The sequence below is a fragment of the Castellaniella sp. GW247-6E4 genome (assembly GCF_040276065.1).
In the GTDB taxonomy this organism is placed as follows: Bacteria; Pseudomonadota; Gammaproteobacteria; order Burkholderiales; family Burkholderiaceae_B; genus Castellaniella.
In genome coordinates this window covers 1-23,080 of sequence record NZ_JBELOI010000018.1, presented here as the reverse complement: position 1 = coordinate 23,080, position 23,080 = coordinate 1, and the positions used below count along the sequence as shown (strand labels likewise).

The 23,080-nt window shown below is 52.6% G+C and carries 26 protein-coding genes; 6 read left to right on the top strand and 20 right to left on the bottom strand.

Annotation, left to right across the window (positions count from 1 at the left end):
- Positions 1 to 55 precede the first annotated feature (55 nt).
- The 19 genes from ABS761_RS16170 to ABS761_RS16080 form a co-directional block, all read right to left on the bottom strand.
- Entirely contained in the window at positions 56 to 583 is a 528-nt protein-coding gene (locus ABS761_RS16170; RefSeq protein WP_350409400.1) for a sugar phosphate nucleotidyltransferase, read from the bottom strand.
- Positions 584 to 678: 95 nt separating this feature from the next.
- Positions 679 to 1,134 carry an HIRAN domain-containing protein gene (locus ABS761_RS16165; protein WP_350409399.1) on the bottom strand — a complete coding sequence of 152 codons (456 nt, stop codon included), beginning with the start codon at positions 1,132 to 1,134 and terminating at the stop codon, positions 679 to 681.
- 400 nt (positions 1,135 to 1,534) lie between these two features.
- Complete coding sequence (locus ABS761_RS16160; protein ID WP_350409397.1) at positions 1,535 to 2,269, bottom strand: class I SAM-dependent methyltransferase; 735 nt, start codon at positions 2,267 to 2,269, stop codon at positions 1,535 to 1,537.
- 214 nt (positions 2,270 to 2,483) lie between these two features.
- A complete protein-coding gene (gene fcl / locus ABS761_RS16155) occupies positions 2,484 to 3,452 on the bottom strand; it encodes a GDP-L-fucose synthase (protein ID WP_350409396.1) in 969 nt (322 codons plus the stop codon).
- 5 nt (positions 3,453 to 3,457) lie between these two features.
- The gene (gene gmd / locus ABS761_RS16150) at positions 3,458 to 4,585 is read right to left on the bottom strand and encodes a GDP-mannose 4,6-dehydratase (protein WP_350409394.1); all 1,128 of its coding nucleotides are present in this window, start codon (positions 4,583 to 4,585) and stop codon (positions 3,458 to 3,460) included.
- A gap of 34 nt (positions 4,586 to 4,619) precedes the next feature.
- On the bottom strand, positions 4,620 to 5,399 hold the full coding sequence (locus ABS761_RS16145; RefSeq protein WP_350409393.1) for a WecB/TagA/CpsF family glycosyltransferase: 780 nt from the start codon (positions 5,397 to 5,399) through the stop codon (positions 4,620 to 4,622).
- 11 nt (positions 5,400 to 5,410) lie between these two features.
- Positions 5,411 to 6,586 carry a glycosyltransferase family 4 protein gene (locus ABS761_RS16140; RefSeq protein ID WP_350409391.1) on the bottom strand — a complete coding sequence of 392 codons (1,176 nt, stop codon included), beginning with the start codon at positions 6,584 to 6,586 and terminating at the stop codon, positions 5,411 to 5,413.
- A 217-nt stretch (positions 6,587 to 6,803) separates the two neighbouring features.
- On the bottom strand, positions 6,804 to 7,895 hold the full coding sequence (locus tag ABS761_RS16135) for a hypothetical protein (protein ID WP_350409389.1): 1,092 nt from the start codon (positions 7,893 to 7,895) through the stop codon (positions 6,804 to 6,806).
- A gap of 332 nt (positions 7,896 to 8,227) precedes the next feature.
- Entirely contained in the window at positions 8,228 to 9,382 is a 1,155-nt protein-coding gene (locus tag ABS761_RS16130) for a glycosyltransferase family 4 protein (RefSeq protein WP_350409388.1), read from the bottom strand.
- 350 nt (positions 9,383 to 9,732) lie between these two features.
- The gene (locus ABS761_RS16125) at positions 9,733 to 11,100 is read right to left on the bottom strand and encodes a polysaccharide deacetylase family protein (RefSeq protein ID WP_350409387.1); all 1,368 of its coding nucleotides are present in this window, start codon (positions 11,098 to 11,100) and stop codon (positions 9,733 to 9,735) included.
- On the bottom strand, positions 11,100 to 12,086 hold the full coding sequence (locus ABS761_RS16120; protein WP_350409385.1) for a GNAT family N-acetyltransferase: 987 nt from the start codon (positions 12,084 to 12,086) through the stop codon (positions 11,100 to 11,102). The genes ABS761_RS16125 and ABS761_RS16120 overlap by 1 nt, the downstream gene beginning before the upstream one ends.
- Positions 12,086 to 13,036 carry a methionyl-tRNA formyltransferase gene (locus tag ABS761_RS16115; RefSeq protein WP_350409384.1) on the bottom strand — a complete coding sequence of 317 codons (951 nt, stop codon included), beginning with the start codon at positions 13,034 to 13,036 and terminating at the stop codon, positions 12,086 to 12,088. Before ABS761_RS16115 ends, ABS761_RS16120 begins: the two co-directional genes overlap by 1 nt.
- 1 nt (position 13,037) lies before the next feature.
- Complete coding sequence (locus ABS761_RS16110) at positions 13,038 to 14,309, bottom strand: lipopolysaccharide biosynthesis protein (protein ID WP_350409383.1); 1,272 nt, start codon at positions 14,307 to 14,309, stop codon at positions 13,038 to 13,040.
- Positions 14,310 to 14,378: 69 nt separating this feature from the next.
- Entirely contained in the window at positions 14,379 to 14,969 is a 591-nt protein-coding gene (gene wbpD / locus ABS761_RS16105) for a UDP-2-acetamido-3-amino-2,3-dideoxy-D-glucuronate N-acetyltransferase (protein ID WP_350409382.1), read from the bottom strand.
- Positions 14,966 to 15,910 (bottom strand): Gfo/Idh/MocA family oxidoreductase, encoded by a 945-nt coding sequence (locus ABS761_RS16100; RefSeq protein ID WP_350409380.1) that lies wholly within the window; start codon positions 15,908 to 15,910, stop codon positions 14,966 to 14,968. Before ABS761_RS16100 ends, wbpD begins: the two co-directional genes overlap by 4 nt.
- Positions 15,911 to 15,946: 36 nt before the next feature.
- On the bottom strand, positions 15,947 to 16,294 hold the full coding sequence (locus tag ABS761_RS16095; RefSeq protein ID WP_350409379.1) for a MarR family EPS-associated transcriptional regulator: 348 nt from the start codon (positions 16,292 to 16,294) through the stop codon (positions 15,947 to 15,949).
- 101 nt (positions 16,295 to 16,395) lie between these two features.
- A complete protein-coding gene (locus ABS761_RS16090; RefSeq protein WP_350409378.1) occupies positions 16,396 to 16,890 on the bottom strand; it encodes a hypothetical protein in 495 nt (164 codons plus the stop codon).
- A gap of 2 nt (positions 16,891 to 16,892) precedes the next feature.
- Positions 16,893 to 17,333, bottom strand: coding sequence for a helix-turn-helix domain-containing protein (locus ABS761_RS16085; RefSeq protein ID WP_350409377.1), 441 nt, complete (start codon positions 17,331 to 17,333; stop codon positions 16,893 to 16,895).
- Positions 17,334 to 17,381: 48 nt separating this feature from the next.
- Positions 17,382 to 17,723 (bottom strand): hypothetical protein, encoded by a 342-nt coding sequence (locus ABS761_RS16080; RefSeq protein ID WP_269500256.1) that lies wholly within the window; start codon positions 17,721 to 17,723, stop codon positions 17,382 to 17,384.
- A gap of 281 nt (positions 17,724 to 18,004) precedes the next feature.
- Between ABS761_RS16080 and ABS761_RS16075 the strand changes: the two genes are divergently transcribed.
- The 4 genes from ABS761_RS16075 to ABS761_RS16060 all read left to right on the top strand — a co-directional run bounded on the left by ABS761_RS16075 (position 18,005) and on the right by ABS761_RS16060 (position 20,656).
- Positions 18,005 to 19,042: a DUF4351 domain-containing protein gene (locus ABS761_RS16075; RefSeq protein WP_350409375.1), complete on the top strand. Its 1,038-nt coding sequence runs from the start codon at positions 18,005 to 18,007 to the stop codon at positions 19,040 to 19,042.
- Entirely contained in the window at positions 19,008 to 19,328 is a 321-nt protein-coding gene (locus ABS761_RS16070) for a hypothetical protein (RefSeq protein ID WP_350409374.1), read from the top strand. Before ABS761_RS16075 ends, ABS761_RS16070 begins: the two co-directional genes overlap by 35 nt.
- Complete coding sequence (locus tag ABS761_RS16065; protein WP_350409372.1) at positions 19,312 to 19,581, top strand: CopG family antitoxin; 270 nt, start codon at positions 19,312 to 19,314, stop codon at positions 19,579 to 19,581. The genes ABS761_RS16070 and ABS761_RS16065 overlap by 17 nt, the downstream gene beginning before the upstream one ends.
- A 376-nt stretch (positions 19,582 to 19,957) precedes the next feature.
- Positions 19,958 to 20,656 (top strand): DUF4351 domain-containing protein, encoded by a 699-nt coding sequence (locus ABS761_RS16060; protein WP_350409371.1) that lies wholly within the window; start codon positions 19,958 to 19,960, stop codon positions 20,654 to 20,656.
- A 93-nt stretch (positions 20,657 to 20,749) separates the two neighbouring features.
- Here ABS761_RS16060 and ABS761_RS16055 read toward each other — a convergent pair whose 3' ends face one another.
- Positions 20,750 to 20,974 carry a hypothetical protein gene (locus ABS761_RS16055; RefSeq protein ID WP_350409370.1) on the bottom strand — a complete coding sequence of 75 codons (225 nt, stop codon included), beginning with the start codon at positions 20,972 to 20,974 and terminating at the stop codon, positions 20,750 to 20,752.
- On the opposite strand from ABS761_RS16055, the gene ABS761_RS16050 reads away from it, so the two are divergent.
- Both ABS761_RS16050 and ABS761_RS16045 read left to right on the top strand, forming a co-directional pair.
- Positions 20,973 to 21,665 carry a DUF4351 domain-containing protein gene (locus ABS761_RS16050; RefSeq protein ID WP_350409369.1) on the top strand — a complete coding sequence of 231 codons (693 nt, stop codon included), beginning with the start codon at positions 20,973 to 20,975 and terminating at the stop codon, positions 21,663 to 21,665. The genes ABS761_RS16055 and ABS761_RS16050 overlap by 2 nt on opposite strands.
- A gap of 111 nt (positions 21,666 to 21,776) precedes the next feature.
- On the top strand, positions 21,777 to 22,829 hold the full coding sequence (locus ABS761_RS16045) for a DUF4351 domain-containing protein (RefSeq protein WP_350409367.1): 1,053 nt from the start codon (positions 21,777 to 21,779) through the stop codon (positions 22,827 to 22,829).
- Positions 22,830 to 23,080 lie beyond the last annotated feature (251 nt).

The window sequence follows — 23,080 nt, the reverse complement described above, 5'->3', positions numbered from 1 at the left end:
ATCTGCTCTGTCTCCAGAAAACAGGTGGGGAATTTTTAATGACCTTCAGGGGGGATTATTGGACGACCGATAACAAGCGCCCAACCTGCCAGCCGTCCTCGAGCGGTTCGCCGCGTTCGATATAGCCATAGCCGGTCTCGGGCCGATCGGGCACGATGCCAAAGGTCACCAGCCTGCCCTGCGCCGCCAAGACCTGTGCCTGGCCCACGGCCCGGTGAAAGGCCCCAACATCCTGGATCACATGATCCGCCGCCAGGACCAGCAGCAAGGGATCCTCGCCCTGATCCAGCGCCCGCAATGCCGCCAGGGCAATCGCCGGTGCGGTGTTGCGGCCGACCGGCTCCAGCAGGATCTGGGCACCCTCGACACCCAGCTGGCGCAGCTGCTCCGCCGCGAGGAAGCGATGCTGTTCGTTGCAGATCAACATCGGCGCGCGACACGGCAGGCCGTCCAACCGGCCCAGGGCCTGCTGCATCATGGACTGGTCGCCCGCCAGAGGCAGGAACTGCTTGGGCTTGTGCTCGCGCGACAGCGGCCACAGGCGTGTGCCGGAGCCGCCGGCAAGAATAACCGGCTGTATCATCAAATGACCTTGCATATTTTACGCGGCGCAAACACACTCATCCTCCAAGCCTTATAAAAGCCAGGAGGAGGAACAAAGCCCCGCCAAACACCCAATCAGATATTGAGCATATATTCCGTAGAACTCATAGGAATAAAATCGTCCGGAATTCGGCCTTGCAAGTTTACCAGCACCCTCATCGAGGACGGCGCATCCAACTGATTGACCCGATGGACATTGGCAACTATTTCCGCATTTGGAATCAATGAGCGGCAAAGATCCGCCACCAAGTAGCGAGGCGCCCACCCCAGCATATGACCATCGACGGATTGCAATTGAACAGCCGTGCGCGTTGCCGGATTATTCAATTCGATGGCGACGCGCAATTCCTCACCATCGGCGAGTTCTGCCACCCGCCGCCTAGCCGCATCCGAAACATATCGCATGCCATGCAAAAAGAAGCGATAGGTCGCCGTTCCATCATCCCGCCTTGTGACCTTGGGAAAGATTTCCAGACTGTCGGTCTGTCGCCCACCGCCAGTCAGCCCAAGAATTTCAATGGGGGTCGACATTATCCCTGCTGATGTCCAACCACCGCAAATAATCCGAGAAGTCCTCTCGATTGCGATTCAAGATTCTGTTTTTGAATAAAGAAAACAGCTCGGATGATTCATATTTCCTGTTAAAATCCGGAAAAGCCAAGAGAGGCTTGAATCCAGATTCCCTGGATGCCTCGAGCGCCCCTTTTGTATAAGCAAATTCAAAATGGTCCCTCTGATCAGACGCATCCAAGCGCCCGATAGGAAACCACAATCTAGAAGGGCTAGGTGACTGCCAAGCAACAAATAGCGTACTCATGATGATGCCTCGATCAACTGATCCCTGGAAAACCTGATCATGGCAGCGGCGAATTCCCTGGATGATTCCTCTATCCGTGAGTCTCTACCACGACCCACGGTCAGTGGCCATCTGTTAATGCTCTAATTCGCATAACGCACCCACATGATAACAAAACATTTTTGTTGCAAATCGTGGACTGAAACTCAGCGCCGCGCGACGAGTCATCATTTTCAAAAAAGATGGAATCTTTCTTCCATAGAAGCTATGAATTTTCCAGCTATGATCTCTAATAAAAATCTCTTTAATCCTTAAGCCAGATGTCTCTATAGTTAGCGCAAACGTTTCAGGGGTATATGCGTTAATGTGTCCAATATTTAAAGTGGTTTGCAATCTCTGAACCGAAGTTCTTATATTAATTTCACACGGAACTTCAACATATACATATTTACGTGATACTCTTTTCAGCTCAAACAAGAACCCTCTTTCATCTTGAACATGCTCCAACACGTGCGTTGCAAAGACAAGATCAAAGCTAGAATTAGAGTACGGAATTTTTACCCCATCGTAGACCTGCAGAATGATATTCTCTGTATTTAAGTTAGAATCCACATGCGCATGCGGATCCGCAACATCAATGCCAACATGATTTACCCCAACCCCACGACGACGAACAGAGCCCAAGACAGACCCAGTTCCGCAGCCCACCTCAAGCACGGAAGATATTATCGAACCTGAACTCAGAATAGCATTTTTTATATTTTCCGCTTTATCCTCAGCACATACCGCTCTCCACCTGATCTCTTGCTCGCCGTAGGCTCCTTCATAGTGCCTATTGTGCGAACCAACATGGAAGTTCCAACTATTCATAAACTCCTCGTTAGAAATCATAGATTTATTTCTGATCGATAAACACCGTCATACCCCGCATTTCAATAATGGGATAAAAAACAAGGTTATAAGATTACATATACAGTAAAAATGGATCTTTTAAATTCAAGGTACCCTGCCATGAGCCCCCCCCTCGATCGAGGCCAAGGCCAGAGCAATAAACCGACCGCCTCCCATTCTTGCCAAACGCGAATTATTTTGACCTCGCATCGCCGACATGGCGGATATACCACTGGTAGGTGTCGCGCAGGCCCTCCTCCAACCCAATGCGGGCTCGCCAACCCAGGTTGCGCAGGCGACCGACGTCCAGCAGCTTGCGCGGCGTGCCGTCCGGCTTGGTCGCATCAAAGCGCAGGCGACCGGTAAATCCCGTGGCACGGGCCATGGCCTCGGCCAATTCACGGATCGTGCAATCCTCGCCCGTACCGATGTTGATGTGCGACAGCATGGGCTGGGTGTGGGCCTGGTAGACCTCGGCGGGCAAATCCTTCACGTGCACGCAGGCGGCCGCCATGTCATCGACGTGCAGGAACTCGCGCCGCGGATTACCCGACCCCCAGATCGTGACCTCGTCGTCACCGCTCTGCACCGCCTCGTGAAAGCGGCGCATCAAGGCTGGAATGACGTGGCTGTTGTCAGGGTGAAAGTTATCCCCTGGGCCATACAGGTTCGTGGGCATGACGCTGCGGAAATCACAGCCATACTGGCGATTGTAACTTTCGCACAGCTTGATGCCAGCGATCTTGGCGATGGCATAGGGCTCGTTCGTGGATTCGAGCTCGCCTGTCAGCAAGGCCGACTCCGCCATGGGCTGCGCCGCCATACGCGGGTAGATGCAGGATGATCCCAGGAACAGCAGGCGCCGCACCCCGTGGCGCCAAGCCGCATGAATCACATTGGTCTGGATCATCAGGTTTTGGTGAATGAACTCGGCCGGATAGGTGTTGTTGGCGTGAATGCCGCCCACCTTTGCCGCCGCCAGGACCACGTGGTCGACCGGGTGCTCGGCAAACCAGGCCTCGACCTGCGCCTGGCTGGTCAGGTCGCAATCGGCACGATTCGCCGTCAGCACCTGGACGTCCCCTCGCCCCTGTAATTTGCGCACGATGGCCGAACCCACCATGCCGCGATGCCCGGCCACGAATACCCGCTGTTGCCCCATGATGATCAGCCCTCCAGCGACACGAGCACGTCGTGGCCATTGGCGCGCAGAAAGGCATTGCGACGAGCGACCTTCAGGTCCTCGGCCACCATCTCGGTGCACATCTGGCGCACGGTGATCTCGGGCGACCAGCCCAGGCGTTCGCGCGCCTTGGTGGGATCGCCCAGCAGGGTTTCGACCTCGGCCGGACGGAAGTAGCGTTGATCCACCCGAACGATGACATCGCCGACCTTCAAGGCCGGGGCCTTATCGCCCTCGATGCGCTCGATCCGACCAAACTCGTCAACGCCCTCACCATGGAATGACAGGGTAATGCCCAGTTCCTCAGCGGACCAGCGAATAAAGTCCCGCACGGAATGCTGTACGCCGGTGGCAATCACGAAATCCTCGGGTGCGTCCTGCTGCAGCATCAGCCACTGCATGCGTACGTAGTCCTTCGCATGGCCCCAATCGCGAAGGGCATTCAGGTTGCCCATGTAGAGGCATTTTTCCAGACCCTGAGCAATGTTCGCCAGGCCACGGGTGATCTTGCGCGTGACAAAGGTTTCGCCGCGCCGGGGGCTCTCGTGGTTGAACAGGATGCCGTTGCAGGCGTACATCCCATAGGCCTCGCGGTAGTTGACCGTGATCCAGTAGGCGTAGAGCTTGGCTACCGCGTAGGGGCTGCGAGGATAGAACGGCGTGGTTTCCTTCTGCGGGATTTCCTGCACGAGGCCATAGAGTTCAGAGGTCGAGGCTTGATAAAAGCGCGTGCGCTTGCCCAAGCCGAGGAAGCGGATCGCCTCGAGCAGCCGCAACGTGCCCATGGCATCGACATCAGCCGTGTACTCGGGGGATTCAAAGCTTACCGCCACGTGCGACTGAGCCCCAAGGTTATAAACCTCGTCCGGTTGCACATGCTGCAGAATGCGCGTTAGATTCGATGAATCGGTTAGATCGCCATAGTGCAGGATGAAGCGCTGATCATCAGCATGCGGATCCTGATAAATGTGATCGATGCGCTGGGTGTTGAACGAAGATGCTCGCCGCTTTATGCCGTGAACTTCATAGCCTGCGGACAGCAAAAACTCGGCGAGATAGGAGCCATCCTGCCCAGTAATCCCGGTGATTAATGCCTTCCTTTTCACGCTCATATATCCCAAGATAATAAACTTAAGAAAAATCCTGCTATTCCAAATAGGAACCTCGTCGACGAGAAAATAAAAGCTGACACGCCGCATACCAAATGAATAACGTATTGGTTATTAAGTAACGGCGCCATAGCCTTCTGGGTTCATTAAGTAGGCGATAAAACCACTCTAAACCATAGCGTTGCATCCAAAGGGGGGCACGCAAAACCGTACCTGCATGATAATCAAATGCAGCACCGACACCTATCATAACGGCTTGAATAAAATCACGATGCGCGGCCATCCACTGCTCCTGCTTCGGACATCCCAAGCCCACCCAGACCACTCTAGCTCCCGAGCGATTGATATGGTCCACAATAGCCTTATCTTCCTCTACGCTCAACGCCCTGAATGGTGGAGAATAGGCTCCGACAATCTTTAAAGCGGGAAAACTATTTAATAGGTTTACTTGGAGTTTCTCAAGCGTAGATTCACTAGCTCCGTAAAGATATACCTTCTCCCCTACTTTCTCCGCATACGCACAATATCGCCACATCAAATCTGGTCCGTTAATGCGCGACTGATTAAACATGCCCAGCATACGAATCATCCACGCAACTGGAGCTCCATCAGGTGTCGCCATATCCGCTTCAGAAATTATTCTTAGAAACCTCTCATCCTTCTTGCTAGTAACAACCGAATGTGCATTACAGATACATACAACTCGGCTCTCGCCTTTTGTAGCCCATCGACTAATACGTTCGACCACAACACTCCAATCCAAGGCATCGATCGGCGCGCCAATTATTCTTATACGTCTCCTGACTTCACTATTCAAGTACTGGCTCCCTATATCGTTGCTCTACAATGGACAATTGCGGAATGATAAATACTCATGAGCCGCTCATAGTTGCGCTCTGGAGTGTAATTTTCTTCGTAATATTTGCGGGCTGACTGACCCATAACCCGCATTTGATCCGGATGACATAAAGCCCAAGAGACACTGTTTGCGAGCTGTTCCGTATCTCCCGGCTCGAACAGTAAACCTGTAACACCATCTTCCACCAGTTCCGCCAGAGCCCCGATGCGACTAGCAATTACCGGAAGCCCGCACGCATAGGCCTCTACCAATACCATTGGAAAACCTTCATAACAAATACTAGGTATAAGCAAAGCTTGAGCAGCTTGCATATGGCTACGCACCTCATCTGGCGTCAGTTGACCAAGCCACTTTACACCTCTTTCTGTAACCAGCCCTGCTAGAGGACCATCACCTATCAGCTCAAGTGAGGACCTCAGACTCTCTCCGCTGGGCGCTCGCATTGCGTCTAACATAGTCACAACGCCTTTTTCGGATGATAAACGTCCCACATACAGAATACCTTTCCTAACAGCTTCATCGGACAGGACGCCACTATTAGCAAAATTGGGCTTAACTATAATCCTATCTGCCGGAATCCCTCCAGCTTCGAAACGGATTCGCCCAAAATTAGTAAAAGTAACAAAGACATCTACTAATCGCCGCCAGGTGCCTAGCTTGTGATGCAAGGAGATCATTAGACATAGTACAAACGTACCGATCCATGATCGCTGATAGACACGGTGCCGTAATGCCCACCAAGGACCTTCCGCCAAACTACGCTCATTAGGCTTTCCCTCGTGCATTAACAACCCAGTGGGACACAGGATACGATAATTATGAAGAGTCAGCACGACAGGGACTCTCTTTGAGCGGCAGGCGTAAAATATTGAGGGAGACAGCATAGGGAAAAAATTATGGACGTGCACTATATCGGGTGAAAATTCATCTATAATTTTCTTAACCGACAGATAACTAGAGAAGGAAAATAACGCTCCAATAGCGACAAGAGCCTTATACCAAAAGGTAGAAATCCGTTGATTGGACAGAATATGACACTTAACAATATGCCCTTTTCTAATTAACAAGTCCAACTCATTCTGAACAACCACATCCTCGCCACCACGAAATCTATATGTGTTATGCAACACGAGAACTCTCAGCATGAACTAGCTCACACAAATCAATGTAAGAATTTTATAATTACAATCGACGTACGATATCATAAAAACGAATAGATGAAAGTTTAAAAAACCTTATCTATCGTCGTGAAAAAATTCCAAATTTCGCTCTCAAAAAAAATATTTGGACAATCATGCAAGCACATTAATTATCAGATAGTCGGCTGCGCACCAATATTGTATAAGTCAACATGCATAAACGTCATATATTTCCACCTCTTCCCCAAGGCATGGTCCTGAAGATGATAATTGTTATATACCAACAATGTACATACAAAAGAATATTGTCGAAGAACAGCAACAAGTTTATATAGATGAGCACTAAAAAAAATTCGTCCCTATGCCTCTTGCTCGAAAAAGATTTTGCGCTAGGTATAAGTGCGAAGAAAAACATTAGTAAACCAACAGACCCGAGCTCAAGATACATACGAAGTATGTCATTATGCAGCAGTATCTTATCGGCGCCATGATACCCATGAATCGCATCACCAAGGGCAGCAGATATGAATCCCTCTTGAAAGGAAATAAAGTTAAATGCATTCTGCTTCTCGAGAGCAATCGCATTAAAAGTGCTACGCCCTTGGGTGAGGTGACTAGCACTGACTCCCATGTATTCGATGGCCAATTGATCGAAATAACCAGACACTAAAAAAAACGAAAACCCTATCCAGAGTAAGTTTAATAGCAAAAAGAAGATCCTATTAAAGATGATCTTCTTTAGGTGCTCAGGAGAAACATACACCAGAAACACGACAAGCAGTCCAAAGAACACAGATCTTTTAGAGGACAATAAACAAAAGAGTAAGCAAAATAGTACATATGTATATTTTTTCCTAAGTAGAAAAAATATACAGAACAAACCAAAAGAGAATGCCTGAATGCCAGATTCAAAATATGAATTTGATCCTATTAAAAGCTGACCAAAGGAAAACCACCCTCCAAGCTCATGCTGATAAATAACCAACAAAGTCCTTGCTAGGGAAAATATAACAAGCACTCGAAAAACCAAATAGATATTTATACTAGAGTAAGCTGCCGAAATAGAAAAAAAACAAATAGATAGATATATGCAGAAATCAACAAATGTTTGATAATTTGGATTGGTCGCCAGACTAATTGCGGCAAAGATCGTTAGGACTAGAAAGGCCCAACCGACACCTATCCTTCTATCAAGATAAATTTTTCTCCTAAGGAAAATCACGCTTGCTACCGTAGGAGCGCTTGCAGCCAGCGGCAGGTACTTAAAATACTCCAACGAAGGCAGAGCACCGGAAAGAAAAGATATAAACGACATGCATACGAATGCCGTCAAAACACTGGAAACGACTCCACGTCGCGAGGGAGGAGAATAAGATAACGCTGCTTCATTCCTAATCATTTTATTGTACTTACTTATATGTAAATATATAATATATGTTTCTTGGCTATGTCAAATTAGCTCTTTATAACAATAGAGTAAGCAGCCCCCCCCCCAGAAGAACTCTTCCACTATCCTCTGGCGGTACTTTCTTCGATTTGAAAATATTTCCTATCCTTAAAAGTTACGTAAAAAAAACCATAACCCATACCAATCATAATTTCCCCCCAAATATCCATGACGATTCGATCCAACACTACTGCTTAGCGTTACGAATATACACGACGCGCCAGCCTCCTATAATCCAACAGTGCTTCAGCACATGCATATGCGTTTCTACTCATTTCCTCTAATATGTTACGATTATCATAAGAAAAGCTCAAAACCTTCATAATATCTTCAATATTTTCAACAAAAAACCCGCTTTTAAACTCTAAGTATCTTATATGGCTCTTATAGGGATATATAGCGACCGGGGTTCCAGAGCATAAAGCAGCTTGCATGGTGGCTGATTGAGTGCCGGGCTGGAGATACAGGTCGGCTGCAGAAAGATATTTAATAAGATCACCCCCACTAACCCACTCCAAGTAAATTATTCTTTTATCTTCAGAAATAGGTTTCATGATCTCATCTTTATAATCATCGGAAATGCTACCTAATATTATTAATTTGATTCTTTTCCCCTTTAGGCGTCCCAGAGCCGTAATCAACTCCAGGGTGCGCTTATCTTTTGAGAGTTTGCCGGAATGACATACAACCAACTCATCTGGTCCAATGCCGTGTCGCTCCCTTATCACTTCTCTATAGTGCAATTTATCATGGTGAGAAACAATCAATCCCCCAAGTGGATATAGCTCGGTTTTATCATCCCGAACACCATAAACCTCTTTAGTGAATTCCTGGCATTCTAATGACACACACAATATCTTTTCCACGAAAGGAGCTATTGACTTTAATAATATTTTATTAAAAAACCCGTGAAGTATGTGCGTAGAAAGGAAACCACCGGGAGAGTTATTAAAATCTTTATGTGTATCCAAATATATTTTGCAATTACTGTTAAATTTTTTATACGCTCGCAAAGACAATAAAGAAAACCCCGAGATACCATGATGCAGAATTATATCCGGCCGCTCATTAATTATTATTTTTTTTAGTTTCTCGGAATAACGAATTTTATTAGTTATCTTTCTATTTATTACATTAGCGAATGATATTCTTATTAATCTGACTCCGTCACTTAAAACAATATCTTCTTCTGGAGTTTCGACGAGACATCCGTCTTCATACTTTTGACAATCACTAATTACAATAACTTCATGCCCATCCAGTCTATGGCAAATAGCAAGCATATTATCTTGATATAATAACCCTTCCGTGAAGTGGGCTGAAACGCAGATGTGCAGAATCTTCTTCTTATGCATCACAAAATATTTTCAAATGCATTGATATAAACAAAGCTTTTAGAGCTTTGACAATCTTATGACAGCATATTCTTAACTTTAAGGATTGCCTAAATAAGATATTTTTGGGTTTAGTATCGACGTTTTAATCAACCATATTTTAATAATTCAAAATAATTATTTAAAAATAGATCAGCTTTTTAGATCTTCACCTGTTTCTGCGCCTCAAGGGTAGGCGCCCTAACTATGAATTTCTATATCTACATCATCAGAAAAATCCCGAAAGTCGATACCAAGCATGACTCTCCAGCCTCTTCTTAGCAATTAACCAGAAACCACCGCTGTTTATCAGCAAAGAAGATTCTATAGCCTTAATTTTTCAATATGTTTTTATATATATATTTTTGCGTTTCGTTAATCAAACTTGTATTATGCCACAGTAAACTAAAACACCCTCCAGCAGATTTACATTTTTTTTTCAGCCCTATCATGCAATTAAGGGCATCTTCTGGATTTTTCAACCATAACCCACCACGCCCCATAACTGCTACCTCCATTACTATAAGAGGGCGAATTCTCAAATCAAGAGGCCTTTTAAGCACCGGATCGAAAGCTGGATATTCATGACAGGTACCGGCTCTAAATCCCGGGTGATCAGCGTATGCTAAGGTTCCGTCATACGCTAAACCAGCATACTCCCAAGCGAGCAGAGTATCGGGCACACGCCACTGTAAAAAATGCATACGCCCCCCGAATTCCGGTTGTTTAATACTCTCCTGGATGCAAATAGTCCTTAGAGTTTCTGTTTCTTTTTTTATTTGTAGCGGATTTAGATAAGAACCATAGCTCGGATGCAAACCAATCTCATGCTGACGATGATATATTTTCGCCATTAGGTTGCGAGTGATGCTGTGGTCTATCCTATAATTCGGAGCATATGCGCCCCCCCTCTGATAATTACAAATAAAATAAAACGCACTAGTTAGTCCATGATACTCAGATTGATCCATGATCCAATCAAAGGTATTGTATGGATCTAAGTTATGCAGCTTCTTTTGACTCGTCAACCAAATCCAAGGGCTAGATATTGATCTCACATCTCTTCTTTTAATTAGATCCACCACAGCAGATCGAGCAACTACTCCAAAATCGTGGCCGCTATACCTTGATATATAATCAACGTCATGAGAAACACTCATAGAGAACTGCGGTCTGCATAATTCGATATTAGACCATGTCCTTACGATAACCTTCTTTAGTATATCTAACCACTCATCTACGATAGGACGCATTAAGTAATTAAACCGCAATGCATGCGAAGATTTTGAAGGGAAACGCCCATGCGCGTCCAAATCAGTTCGCCCCACTTCCTCTTGGCGTGTCAGCATCCAATAGGCGAGGCCGAGGATGTCGTAGTCCAAATGCCAACCTTCTGCTGCTTTCGCTATCAGCGGCATAGGTAGCGATTCGACCCCGGGCGCTGGCAGCGGCTCTTGTAATGCCGCAGCCCAACCTTCTGCGCTTGCATCCCATAGCGCACAGGGCAGATCAGAATCCATGCGAGTGAAGGTTACGCCGTCAAGCGCCAATGTGATGCATCGCGCATGTCCCGGTAAGCGTAGGGCGATATGACGCTCGTCTGGTTGCACCAGCAGATCAAACTTATGCCCAAAGCGCTCACGCAACAACGTTTGCATCCAGGCAAGTGCCTTCGAGGTGTGCCAGGTCGGGCTCGCCATTACTGCTCTCCTTTCAAGCTACGCAGAAACAAAGCCGTCTTAAGGATGCGCGAGGGTGTCTTGCTGACGGTGAAGTAAGGAGTTTGCTGTGCACCAAAGGCTCTGAAAAATCGTTCCACCGGCTCGATCATCGAACCTTCGAAGTCAAAGCGCTTGGTCACCGTTGCAGCAAACTTGATGGCTTCCCACATGCACAGACTGGTGGCCCCACTGTTGCGCAGCTCTGGATCGCCCCCTCCCATGAGGTAATAGGCACTGTTGTTGTCCCAGATGATATACACACCAGCATGGCAGCGATCTTGCTCATCCTTAGCAATAAAAATCTTGCGAGCTTGTCGTTCCGCGCAAACCCGATCCAGCCGTTTCACGAAGGCCTCGCTATATGGCAAGGCCATACTTTGACGAGCGAACGTCATGCGGTTGAGCTTTAGAAAATCCTCTATGGGGAGATCACTTCGCACACACAGATTAAATTTTCTAGTTGCCTTTTTTATATCACTACGAATATTCTCTCGCAATCCACGCCACAAAGCATCCTCGTCCTTTAAATCATGCAATATATAGGTATAGCGGGTGGTTTGCGTGAAACCAGCCCAGTAGAACGGGAGCCAATTGTCGTTCATCCAGTTCCAGTTTTGACTGAAATGGTGAAAGGAGGGAAGCTGGTCAATCAGCTCTCGCATCCAATCCTTATGCTGCGCCAGCCGGGTGGCAGACTTCCCTCCTGTTTCACGCAGCCAGGGACCGAGTGTTTGGGTTAAGGCTGTCTGCCCAATGAGCGTGAAACCATAACGCTTGCGCGATACATACGGCATGGCGGCAACGACGGCACCGCCTTTCTCTACCAAGGCGACATCCCAGGCGTTTTCACCCGCTGTGGCATCCAGCCACCAGGCTTGACTAAAAAGGGGGATTGAGGGCTCTTTGACACAAAGCGCACGGTATTTATTGATGCGACTGATCGATTTTTCTTCCTGATTATTCATTATTGAAAAAACCTCAGAATCGATCTCTTGAAATCAAAATCAATACCGATATAAATCACTCCCTCTCTAACGAAAATGCACCTTCTTTTCTTATGACGTCCAATCGTTCCTGTAGGCCCTATCGATGAGCTTGTCTTCTCATAATTTTTGATTGACCAACGCTGGCCCGCAAATAACCCGGCAGGTGGTGGAACCGCATCTAACCATAACTCCGTTCCGCGCAAGACATGCCATATCTGTTCAATCGGCCAGCGTTCCCAATCAATGAGCCGCCCATATTCCTCTGTTTTCAAATTGCGGGCCCGCTTTGTCGGACTCCGAGCAGGCTGTGATACACGCGGGGCGTGTCCCTGCGCGATCGCATCAAGCGCCTTCAACATCAGGGGCACGCCCAAATCACCAATCAGCTTATTGAGGCGATCGGGTGATTTAGTTCCCAGAGGAATGAGCATTCTTTCCTGATAAATGATGTCTCCGGTATCCTCTCCGGCATCCACATAATGAACCGTTACGCCGGGATGCATTTCCATATTGTGATACTGCCAGAAATCAGGGTTTGGACCTCGGTATTCTGGCAGAAAAGAAGGATGAAGATTGATAACACCCAATCTTGGAATCTCCAAGATTTCTTCCCGCAGCAACTGAGACATGCTGAAGACGACAATCAAATCCGGCTTGAGGGAACGAAGCCACCTTGCGACACTCTCCGAATTGCCTTTCCAAAGGAAGTTGTATGGAATCCCCCTATTTCTGCAAAAATCGGGAAGGAAGACATCTTCCTTCCTCGCAAGGTTGTATATTTTCTTCAACAAGCCAAGCAATCTCGGTTTCTTCTTTGATGCGTCAAACCCTCTTGGCATCGACTCCAAAATACCAATCACTTCATGCCCGGAGCTCAATAGCGGCATCACCACTCTTGAAATCCCTTGCGTAATCAGGATAATTCTCATCTTACCCGTTCCGGGGGTGTTTTTTGGCAAACCCATAGGTCATAAGGCCATTAATGGCATAGGCAACGCAATACGCGGCCGAGAAGATCATCAGTGCGCCCTTTGCACTGGCCAGAATATTGCCGAGTACAAATGAAGAAACCACTAAAGACAGAAGAAGAATTTGCCATAACAGATCCAACCGCTGTTTTTCTGCAATCATGAACATCGAACTCAAAGGGCTGGTAATGAACTGCAGGAACGCCATAGGTGTCAAGATTTGTGCATACTCCCCAGCCACGCGCCACTGTTCACCAAACACCCACGAAAATAAGGTGGGCGCCAAAAAAAAGAATACGGCAAACGGCGCTGCTGAAATAAGCAACAGACGCTTGAATGTTTTTTGATATATTTCTCTGCATTCGCCTTGGTGTATGTAGGCCTGGCTGGCTTCTTGTCGAAAAACGTCGCCCAGGGCATTAGCAATCAATGCCATCGGAGCCGCCATGACCCGCTGAGTCAGCGTGAAAAATCCCGCTGCCGTAGTGCTGAATAAAGCGCTGAGCAGTAGCACCGGCATCTGGCCAGAAGCCGTGTTGAAGCCATGCGCCACTATCAAATACTTAGGAAAGTTGATGTATTTCCGAGCTAACGCCAGGCTACGCGAGGGACGCAAGACACGGATCAGCCGATGCTCCTCTCGCCAAATCAAGCGGGCCAGCACTGCTGTAGCCAGCACCTGCCCGGTGAGCTGACCACCCATCAGACCCACAGCACCGCTGCCCGCATAACCGCTGCTCAGTTGCGCCAGGGCAATGCTGCTGCTTTGCACCGTACGGCTGATAGCCAAGCGCTTGTACTGCGCCTTGCGATTGCTCAAGTAATTCAAGCTTTGATAAAGTCCCAGCAACAGTGTGGATGCAGGCACCCAGTATAACCACGGAGCTAGCGCTGCATCGCCTAGTAAAGTAGCAATAGAGTCGGCAAAAAACAGGATGATGATCAGCAGCACAGTACTGATGGCAATACTTAGCACCATCGCCAAGGCTGTAATGTGCAGTGCGTCCCTGTCCTGGCGCGGCAGGAGGATGGCCAATTCATAGCGTCCCGTAACCACCACACTGGCCATCATGGCGACAGCCATATACAACGCAAAGCGACCAAAATCTTCAGGGCTGTACAACCGTGTCAGGATGGGGCTAATGGCAATCGGTAAGGCCTGTGCCAGCGTCGTGCCCGTCATCAGCGTGAGCACGTTGCGGGCATACGCACTGGCGGGCAGCAAGCTACGCATACTTTCTTACCCCGTTGCGCGTTTGCAGACAGCCTGCTTTCCCGCTCAAGGCGGGTTTCTGCAGAGTCATCACTTCGCCGGGAAGACAAAACGCGCACAGCGACCACTCGTCAAACGATAGGTGGCGCCGGTATGGGTGCAAATAGTTTCGCCCTCACCCGAGAGCGGTAAATCCAACTGCTCGCCATGCTCGCTCATCCACCCGATCTGCCGGGCCGGCACCCCCACCATCAGTGCGTAGGGCTTGACGTCCTTGTTGACGACGGCCCCGGCGCCAATGAATGCGTACTCGCCAATAGTCACGCCGCACACGATGGTGCAGTTCGCGCCCAACGTCGCGCCTTTCTGCACCAGGGTGTTGCGGTACTCGTCCTTGCGCTCGATCAGCGAGCGCGGATTGTAGACGTTGGTGAACACCATGCTGGGACCGCAGAACACGCCCTCCTCCAGGGTCACGTTGTCGTAGACGGACACGTTGTTCTGGATCTTGCAATGGTCGCCGATCACGACCTTGTTGCCGACGAAGACATTCTGGCCCAGGGACACGCCGGCACCGATGCGTGCCCCGCCGCAGACGTGGACGAAATGCCAGATGCGGCTGCCCTCGCCGATCTGGGCGCCCGCGTCGACGATGGCGGTCTCGTGCTGATAATGGCTCATTTTTTCAGGAAGGGATGGTAGTCGCCCGTCAGCGGTGCGATGGGCGCATTGCGAATCGTCGACACGGTCTGGATGGCCACGCGGTTTTCCTCCAGGCCAAACCCACGGCCCGCCAGGATTTCCTCGTAGCTGCGCGTGTGCAGGTCGGTAAAGCCGCCGGAAAATTCGATTTCCTCGCCGTCCACGGTGATCGATCGATAGGTGCGCTGGCCCTGTTCGCGCTGCGCCTGCGGCACGTCCTGGTAATCCACCGACAGAAACCAGCGGACACGGGCATGGGTATATTCCAGATAGCCGGCCGCCTTGGTGTCCTCGCTGTGGTGCACGATATTGTCCTGCAGGTCGCCAAAGATATAGTGCAGCATGTCAAAAAAGTGCACACCGATGTTGGTGGCAATACCGCCGGACTTTTTCAGATTTCCCTTCCAGGACTGCAGGTACCAGTGCCCACGCGAGGTGATATAGGTCAGGTCGACCTCGTGCTTGGTGTCCTTGGCCTGCGCGCGGACCTTGTCGCGCAGGGCGACGATGGCCGGATGCACGCGCAGTTGCAGGATGGTGTTGACCTTGCGACCCGTGTCGCGTTCGATGTCCTGCAGGCCGTCGATGTTCCAGGGGTTCAGCACCAGGGGCTTTTCACAGATCGCATCGGCATCCGAGCGCAGCGCAAAGCGCATGTGTGAATCGTGCAGGTAATTGGGCGAGCAGATCGACACATAGTCGATGTTGTCCGATTTTTCCGACCGGCGCATTTTGTCGATATGCCGGTCGAATCGTTCGAACTCGGTGAAGAACTCCGCATCCGGGAAATGGCTGTCGATGATGCCTACGGAATCGTTCGGGTCCAGGGCGGCCACCAGGCGATTGCCGGTGTCCTTGATGGCTTTCATATGGCGCGGTGCGATATAGCCGCCCGCGCCGATCAGGGCGAAGTTCTTCATATTATTGAGTAGTAGGCTCTGGTTAGGTGTTCGGACTTAACGACGTGGCTGCTGAGATGCATTTGGTATTTCGGCACGGAGGGCCTCTAGCTCCGCCTTAAGCAATTCGTATTCAGTCTGCTTGCGCTCGATATAGCCCTGGGTCAGGCGCATCCGCTCCTTCACACCCTCAGGCGTCAATAGGTACGCTGTCTTCACCAACTTCTGATCCGACCGCAAAAACTTCCCCATCTTCACCAACCCCTTTTCCATCAGGGCGCGCAGCACATAATTCGTGCGCCCCAGGCTCAGGCCGATGGCAGCGGCCAGCTCTCGCTGGCTATAGTCGGGATGCTCCTCCAGGGTCTTGAGCACGCGGAAACGGGCTTGCTGTTCAGGGGTCATAGAGGGGTCTTGGGCACGCTACCGCCCTGCCGTGTTGGTGCCGGCATAGATGAAAGCATTTAGGAAAGTCGGCACGAAGGAGCGCAATGAAAAGGCAGGGGCTATTTGCTCTTCTTCGCAGTAGCGCGGCGCTGCCCAGCTTTTTTCGACGGCACAGATGCCTTGGATGCGCCCGCCGATTGGTCGATCGATGGCCGATGATCCAGGAAATTCGCGCCCGGCAGGCAAATGGCCCCGTGTGGCATCCGTGAGGTGACGACAGTGGTCATTTCCCGAATGGCACCGTAGAGAATGGACAATCCGTTGACGACGACTAGATCCGTGACTTTCTCTGGGGTATCCGTTCCTATGAATTCAAACAAGCCCATGGCTTGGACGTCCATGGTATAGGGTGCGGTCTTGCCTTCTTCGTTTTCAACGATGAAACGCAGGTACAGGAAATGTGTGTTTCCATCGCGCTTCTGGTGATTTGTATGGATCCCTATCGAAACATCGCCCCAATCAAAATTCGAGGCATCAATCCCCTCGCCTGCAATCGGTTGAATATCCAGTCCGGCAAATACGATCGACTTGGTTTGAACATTGCTCAGGCGCATGATTACGCTACTTCCACAGCGGATTCCTGTGCGTCAAAATCAATGACATAGGCATGCTCATTAACCGCCGATTCGGGCCTCATCAGGTTAATCTGTGGGGAGCCATGCTTCCTACGCAAGGCCTGTTCCAGCAAGCTCCAATCCTGATCCTCCACATGCTTTCGCTGGAATACGGGCGCTTGCGGATTGGTCTGGATGTCCAGCGTCAAGTCGAGCGCACGGCAGAGCTTCACAAGCGTCCTGATGGACAAGTTCTCGCCCCCGCTCAGGACGCGTGACACGTAGCCCGCCGAAACCCCTGCACGCTGGGCGAATTCTGACTGACTGATCTCTTGGGATTTCAGAACCCTCAGCAGTTGCAGCGCAAACCGATGCCGAGCCTTGAATTCCCAGTAATCATTGTGTTGTTTTGCTTCCTTCATGGATTGCGAAAATTCTGCCATAGCAGCCTCCATATGACCCGGTATTCATTGACGTCCGGATCCACCATATCAGTAGTTAAGGGTGCCTTGACCATGTGCCGCCAGGTAGTCTTGCTTTGCCTTCCGTAGCATCCGTTCGATCTTTCTAGGCGTGGTCTGTTGCTTCTTGCGATAAATTCCAGGAATGATGATGACGCGCCTATCCGCCCCGTAGAACCAGTACAACCTCAATGGTCCTTTGATGAATTCATAGATTTGAGCGCCAGCGACTGCTTCATGGCACACCAATGTTCCTATGTAGAGCTGCGGTCCCTCAGGTTCGGCAAGGCAGCTTTCCAGCAATGCCAAGAGGCTGCGCATGGCACGGGCAGCAGTCGCATCGGCAAGCAACTGGGCGATTTCCTCGTCCAAGTCGCATTGGCCGTCCTCATCGCAAATGGCATATGCCCTCCAACAGGAAGTCGGTCCGTCGGACAGGTCTGCCAAGTGTTTAAGATACACTAAATTTTACCTACAGGTAAACAAAGGCTTGCTGTTCAGGGGTTATAGAGGCGTCTTGGGCACGCTACCGCCCTGCCGTGTCGCGGTCGGCATGCGCAGGGGTGTTTCAGGATGTTAGGTGTTCAAAGGTGAACATGCTAACCCAGCACGCGGGGTTTTGCCATGGGATTCCGAGGGCCTCTGATGGTTTTATGCTCTCATGTGGGCACAGCGGCCGCCACCGGACAGGGATCGGATCGGACCTGCATGCAATCGTCGACTGGTCGCAGCCGCCGCAGTTTTTGGATAAGGAACTGCAGGCCATTGTCGGACGCGAGCGGCGGGTCCTGCCGGGATCGACTGACTCATCCGGGGGACCGGACGACTGCTCAGGCAACGGCCCAGGCAAGGCCCCCGGCCGCCTCTATACCGACAAGCTCATCCTCGTGCGACGCCGCGATGGCGGGTCGGCGAGGCTGCTGATCCATGTCGAGGTCCAGGGCGGCGGCGCCGGCTCCAAGGCCAGGGCTCTCTTTGCCCGGCGCATGTTCCAGTACCGCTACCGCCTTGAGGATCGTTACGGCTCCAGCCCGGCACAGCCCATCTACAGCCTCGGCATCCTCACCGCCAGCCGTGGCGGCGATTCACACCTGATTCATCGCGACGAGTTCCTCGGCCAAGGCGTGCGGTTCACCTTTCCCGTGGTGCACATGGCACAATGGCTGAATCGCTGGGAGGAACTTGAGGCCTTGGCGCCGGCGAACCCCTTTGCCGTGCTCGTCATGGCGCAGTTGACCGCGCTGCAGTTTCGCCGCAAGGCCGCGCGGCTGGACCCCAAGGTGGATCTGATGCGCCGTCTGGCCGGCTACGGATATGCCAGGGACGACATCGACGCCCTGGTCAGGCTGGTCGACTGGATGATCGCACTGCCCGAGGCGCTGGAACCGGACTACATGCGGGCATTGGAAGCCCTGGAACAGGAGCATGCAATGACATACATCACGACACCTGAGCGGGTTGGATTGAGGCGGGGGCGTGCCGAGGGACGTGTCGAAGGGCGCGTCGAGGGGCGCATCGAGGGACGCGTCGAAGGCCAGGCTGAGTTGCTGCTGCGACAATTGGCCCGCCGGTTCGGAACAATCCCCGATACCGCAACCGCACGCATCCGCTCGGCGACCGCCGCGCAGCTCGAAACCTGGGCGCTGAACATTCTCGATGCTGAAACGCTGGACGGGGTGTTTGGGGATTGAGTTGGAAATCCAGCCAGAGAAAGGCTGCTTGCTCAAGGCGCAACGTGGCCTCACGTTTGAAACCATTGTGGTTGCCATCGAGTCCGGAGGGCTGCTGGACATCCTGACGCACCCCAACGCGACCAAGTACCCCAGGCAGCAAATCCTGGTTGTCAGCCACGACGGTTATGCCTATCTCGTCCCCTACGTGGAAGAAGACGCCTATTTCTTTCTCAAAACGATCATCCCAAGCCGCAAAGCCACACGGGATTATCTGAATCAAGGTGACCATGATGCCCAAGACTGACGCTTTTGAAACCGATCTGCTCAATGCCTATGAGGCGGGCGAACTGCGTTCGGTCGCCAGCAAGAGCGAGCTGGCCCGTATCCGTGCGGCGGCCCGCGCCACCGCCCTCAAAGACAAGCGGGTGAACATCCGCCTGTCTTCCGGTGATCTGAACGACATCCAGATCAAGGCGCTCGAAGAGGGCGTTCCTTACCAAACCCTGATCGCCAGCGTGCTGCACAAGTACGTCACGGGACGGCTGCAAGAGCGCTGATCGCCGCACCGTGACGACGGGATGATCGTAGAGCCGCATGGGCAATCCGAACCCATGATGTTGGTCACCCCGAAGCATGGAGTGATGCCCGGGCTGCCATACTGCAGGCGGGTGAGCGCGCGAAAACGGGCTTGCCGGCGGTGCGGGTCCCATCAATTCGATCTGCTCACATTCAACGGTCATCCAATCGTATTTCCCACAGTGATCATTCGATTCACTTGAGCACCTTCTGGATCGCGGCCTCCGCCATGATGGGCATTCCCCCATTCATGCGAGGTTGCCCCCATGGCCCAGGATGCCGACGCCCCGGCCGACGACCACGATAGTCCGTGGAAAGACGCGTTGGAGGTTTTCCTGCCCCAGTGTCTGGCCCTGCATGTATCGGTATCGGTACCGGCTTGAGGACCGCTACGGCGGATCCTTCAATCACACCGTCCACAACGGCGAATCCGGTAGTCGCGCCATCTACAGCCTGGGCATCCTCACCGCCAGCCGTGGCGGCCCCTCGCACTTGATCCACAGCAACGAGTTCCTCGGACAGGGTGTGCGATTCACCTTTCCCGTGGTGCACATGGCACAATGGCTGAAGCATTGGGATACCCTTGAGTCCCTGGCGCCAGTGAACCCGTTTGCGGTGATCGTGATGGCCCAGCTGACCGCTCTGCGGTTCCGCCGCAAGGCCGCGCGGCTGGACCCCAAGGTGGATCTGATGCGCCGTCTGGCCGGCTACGGATATGCCAGGGACGACATCGACGCCCTGGTCAGGCTGGTCGACTGGATGATCGCACTGCCCGAGGCGCTGGAACCGGACTACATGCGGGCATTGGAAGCCCTGGAACAGGAGCATGCAATGACATACATCACGACACCTGAGCGGGTTGGTTTGAGGAGGGGGCGCGCCGAGGGACGCGTCGAAGGCCAGGCTGAGTTGCTGCTGCAACAATTGGCCCGCCGGTTCGGTGCAATCCCCGACGCGACAACCGCACGCATCCGCTCGGCGACCGCTGCGCAACTCGAGACCTGGGCGTTGAATTTCGTCGATGCCGAAACGCTGGACGAGGTGTTCAGCGATTGAGTTGGAAATCCAACCGTATTTCTCACAGTGATCATTCGGTTCACTTGAGCACCTTCTGGATCGCGGCCTCCGCCATGATGGGCACTCCCCCATTTATTCGAGGCTGCCCCCATGGCCCAGGATGCCGACGCCCCGGCCGACGATCACGACAGTCCGTGGAAGGACGCGTTGGAGGTCTTCCTGGCCCAGTGCCTGGCCCTGTTCGTCCCGGACCTGCACGCCGCCATCGACTGGTCGCGGCCGCCGCAGTTTTTGGACAATCGAGGTCCAGAGCGGCGGTGCGGGCCCCAAGGCCAGGCGCCTCTTTGCGCGGCGCATGTATCAATACCGCTACCGCCTCGAGGACCGTTACGGATCCAGCCCGGCACAGCCCATCTACAGCCTGGGCATCCTCACCGCCAGCCGTGGCGGTGCCTCGCACCTGGTTCATCGCGACGAGTTCCTCGGCCAAGGCGTGCGGTTCACCTTTCCCGTGGTCCACATGGCACAATGGCTCAGGCGCTGGGATGAACTTGAGGCCATCGCCCCATCGAATCCGTTTGCCGTGGTCATGATGGCGCAGTTGACCGCCCTGCGGTTCCGCCGCAAGGCCGCGCGACTGGACCCCAAGGTCGACCTGATGCGCCGCCTGGCCGGCTACGGATATGCCAGGGGCGACATCGATGCCCTGGTCAGGCTGGTCGACTGGATGATCGCACTGCCCGAGGCGCTGGAACCGGACTATATGCGGGCATTGGAGGCCCTGGAACAGGAGCATGCAATGACATACATCACGACACCTGAGCGGGTTGGCTTGAGGCGCGGGCGTGCCGAGGGACGCGTCGAAGGGCGCATCGAGGGACGCGTCGAAGGCCAGGCTGAGTTGCTGCTGCGACAATTGGCCCGCCGGTTCGGAACAATCCCCGACACGACAACCGCACGCATCCGCTCGGCAACCGCCGCGCAGCTCGAGACCTGGGCGCTGAATTTCGTCGATGCCACGACCCTGGACGAGGTGTTCGGGGATTGAGTTGGAGATCCAGCCGTATTTCTCACAGTGATCATTCGGTTCACTTGAGCACCTTCTGGATCGCGGCCTCCACCATGATCGGCACTCCCCCATTCATGCGAGGTTGCCCCCATGGCCCAGGATGCCGACGCCCCGGCCGACGACCACGATAGTCCCTGGAAAGAGGCCTTGGAGGTTTTCCTGCCCCAGTGCCTGGCCCTGCTCGCACCAGACCTGCATGCAATCATCGATTGGACGCACCCGCCGGAGTTCCTGGATAAGGAACTGCAGGTCATCGCCGGGCGCGGGCGGCGGTTTCCACTGGAATCGACTGACCCAACCGGGGAACCGGACGGCAGCTCAGGCAAAGCGCCCGGTCGCCTCTACACCGACAAGCTCGTCCTCGTGCGCCGCCGCGATGGCGGGTTGGCAAGGCTGCTGATCCATGTCGAGGTTCAGGGCGGCGGCGCCGGCCCAAAGGCCAGGCGCCTCTTTGCGCGGCGCATGTATCAATACCGCTACCGCCTCGAGGACCGTTACGGATCCAGCCCGGCACAGCCCATCTACAGCCTGGGCATCCTCACCGCCAGCCGTGGCGGTGCCTCGCACCTGGTCCACCGCGACGAGTTCCTAGGCCAGGGGGTGCGATTCACCTTTCCCGTGGTGCACATGGCACAATGGCTGAATCGCTGGGACGAACTCGAGGCCTTGGCCCCGGCAAATCCCTTTGCCGTGGTCGTGATGGCGCAGTTGACCGCCTTGCGGTTTCGCCGCAAGGCGGCAAGGCTGGACCCCAAGGTGGACCTGATGCGCCGTCTGGCCGGCTACGGATATGCCAGGGACGACATCGACGCCCTGGTCAGGCTGGTCGACTGGATGATCGCCCTGCCCGAGGCGCTGGAACCGGACTATATGCGGGCATTGGAGGCCCTGGAACAGGAGCATGCAATGACATATATCACGACACCTGAGCGGGTTGGTTTGAGGAGGGGGCGCGCCGAGGGACGCATCGAGGGACGCGTCGAAGGCCAGGCGGATCTGCTGCTGCGACAATTGGCCCGCCGGTTCGGAACAATCCCCGACACGACAACCGCACGCATCCGCTCGGCGAGCGCTGCGCAACTCGAGACCTGGGCGCTGAACATCCTCGATGCCGAAACGCTGGACGAGGTGTTTGGGGATTGATACGCGCAGGCGCGTCTGCTGATACTCAGCTAGGCGTATTTCCCACAGAGACAATTTCATTCACCACGTCGCCCGTGGCGCAGTCGGATCGACCATGATGGGTGCTTTCCCCATTCATGCGAGGGTGCCCGCATGGGCCACGATGCCGACGCCCCGGCCGATGATCACGACAGCTGTTATCGGTCGTCCAATAATCCCCCCTGAAGGTCATTAAAAATTCCCCACCTGTTTTCTGGAGACAGAGCAGATGG

Excerpts from the sequence above, each read along its gene's own strand:
- ABS761_RS16170 (WP_350409400.1), bottom strand. The coding sequence starts at position 583 with ATGATACAGCCGGTTATTCTTGCCGGCGGCTCCGGCACACGCCTGTGG.
- ABS761_RS16165 (WP_350409399.1), bottom strand. The coding sequence starts at position 1,134 with ATGTCGACCCCCATTGAAATTCTTGGGCTGACTGGCGGTGGGCGACAG.
- ABS761_RS16160 (WP_350409397.1), bottom strand. The coding sequence starts at position 2,269 with ATGAATAGTTGGAACTTCCATGTTGGTTCGCACAATAGGCACTATGAA.
- fcl (WP_350409396.1), bottom strand. The coding sequence starts at position 3,452 with ATGGGGCAACAGCGGGTATTCGTGGCCGGGCATCGCGGCATGGTGGGT.
- gmd (WP_350409394.1), bottom strand. The coding sequence starts at position 4,585 with ATGAGCGTGAAAAGGAAGGCATTAATCACCGGGATTACTGGGCAGGAT.
- ABS761_RS16140 (WP_350409391.1), bottom strand. The coding sequence starts at position 6,586 with ATGCTGAGAGTTCTCGTGTTGCATAACACATATAGATTTCGTGGTGGC.
- ABS761_RS16135 (WP_350409389.1), bottom strand. The coding sequence starts at position 7,895 with ATGTCGTTTATATCTTTTCTTTCCGGTGCTCTGCCTTCGTTGGAGTAT.
- ABS761_RS16130 (WP_350409388.1), bottom strand. The coding sequence starts at position 9,382 with ATGCATAAGAAGAAGATTCTGCACATCTGCGTTTCAGCCCACTTCACG.
- ABS761_RS16125 (WP_350409387.1), bottom strand. The coding sequence starts at position 11,100 with ATGGCGAGCCCGACCTGGCACACCTCGAAGGCACTTGCCTGGATGCAA.
- ABS761_RS16120 (WP_350409385.1), bottom strand. The coding sequence starts at position 12,086 with ATGAATAATCAGGAAGAAAAATCGATCAGTCGCATCAATAAATACCGT.
- ABS761_RS16115 (WP_350409384.1), bottom strand. The coding sequence starts at position 13,036 with ATGAGAATTATCCTGATTACGCAAGGGATTTCAAGAGTGGTGATGCCG.
- ABS761_RS16110 (WP_350409383.1), bottom strand. The coding sequence starts at position 14,309 with ATGCGTAGCTTGCTGCCCGCCAGTGCGTATGCCCGCAACGTGCTCACG.
- wbpD (WP_350409382.1), bottom strand. The coding sequence starts at position 14,969 with ATGAGCCATTATCAGCACGAGACCGCCATCGTCGACGCGGGCGCCCAG.
- ABS761_RS16100 (WP_350409380.1), bottom strand. The coding sequence starts at position 15,910 with ATGAAGAACTTCGCCCTGATCGGCGCGGGCGGCTATATCGCACCGCGC.
- ABS761_RS16095 (WP_350409379.1), bottom strand. The coding sequence starts at position 16,294 with ATGACCCCTGAACAGCAAGCCCGTTTCCGCGTGCTCAAGACCCTGGAG.
- ABS761_RS16090 (WP_350409378.1), bottom strand. The coding sequence starts at position 16,890 with ATGCGCCTGAGCAATGTTCAAACCAAGTCGATCGTATTTGCCGGACTG.
- ABS761_RS16085 (WP_350409377.1), bottom strand. The coding sequence starts at position 17,333 with ATGGCAGAATTTTCGCAATCCATGAAGGAAGCAAAACAACACAATGAT.
- ABS761_RS16075 (WP_350409375.1), top strand. The coding sequence starts at position 18,005 with ATGCTCTCATGTGGGCACAGCGGCCGCCACCGGACAGGGATCGGATCG.
- ABS761_RS16070 (WP_350409374.1), top strand. The coding sequence starts at position 19,008 with ATGCTGAAACGCTGGACGGGGTGTTTGGGGATTGAGTTGGAAATCCAG.
- ABS761_RS16065 (WP_350409372.1), top strand. The coding sequence starts at position 19,312 with ATGATGCCCAAGACTGACGCTTTTGAAACCGATCTGCTCAATGCCTAT.
- ABS761_RS16060 (WP_350409371.1), top strand. The coding sequence starts at position 19,958 with ATGTATCGGTATCGGTACCGGCTTGAGGACCGCTACGGCGGATCCTTC.
- ABS761_RS16050 (WP_350409369.1), top strand. The coding sequence starts at position 20,973 with ATGTATCAATACCGCTACCGCCTCGAGGACCGTTACGGATCCAGCCCG.
- ABS761_RS16055 (WP_350409370.1), bottom strand. The coding sequence starts at position 20,974 with ATGCGCCGCGCAAAGAGGCGCCTGGCCTTGGGGCCCGCACCGCCGCTC.
- ABS761_RS16045 (WP_350409367.1), top strand. The coding sequence starts at position 21,777 with ATGGCCCAGGATGCCGACGCCCCGGCCGACGACCACGATAGTCCCTGG.